We start from the raw sequence: 503 nt of genomic DNA, 5'->3' as shown, positions 1-503 counted from the left end.
AGCTCGATCAGGTCAATGCCGACCTCGCCCGGCTTCAGGACCATGCCTCGGAAATCTACACCGATCCGGCCAGCTGGGCCGGCGGCAACCTGCAGGGCGACATCACGGTGGTCGAGTTCATCGACTACCGCTGCGGCTACTGCCGCAAGGCCAATGCCGAGGTCGAGGAACTGGTGGCCTCCGATGGCAACATCCGCTTCGTGCTGAAGGAATATCCGATCCTCGGCGAGGAGTCGGTGCTGGCCTCGCGCTTCGCCATCTCCGTGCTGCAGATCGCCGGCCCCGAACCCTACAAGGCGGTGCATGACAAGCTCATCGCCTTCCGCGGCGACATCACCACGGAAGCGCTCGGCCGGCTCGCCGACGAGATGAAGCTCGACCGCGCGTCGATCCTCGCCCACATGGACAAGGACGAGGTCACGGCGGTGATCGCGGCGAACCACAAGCTCGCCGCAACGCTCGAGATCTCGGGCACGCCGACGTTCGTCGTCGACCGCACCATG

General features: G+C 65.4%; 1 protein-coding gene. It reads left to right on the top strand.

Translation table 11 applies throughout. The annotated features are described in order from the left end of the window. Nucleotides 1-503: DsbA family protein (locus CKO11_RS17440; RefSeq protein WP_223641578.1), on the top strand; the 503-nt coding region annotated here is incomplete at both ends.

The sequence above is a fragment of the Rhodobacter sp. TJ_12 genome (assembly GCF_020023995.1).
Taxonomy (GTDB): Bacteria; Pseudomonadota; Alphaproteobacteria; order Rhodobacterales; family Rhodobacteraceae; genus Rhodobacter.
The sequence above is the reverse complement of the archived record's forward strand: the minus strand, read 5'-3'. Positions and strand labels throughout refer to the sequence as shown.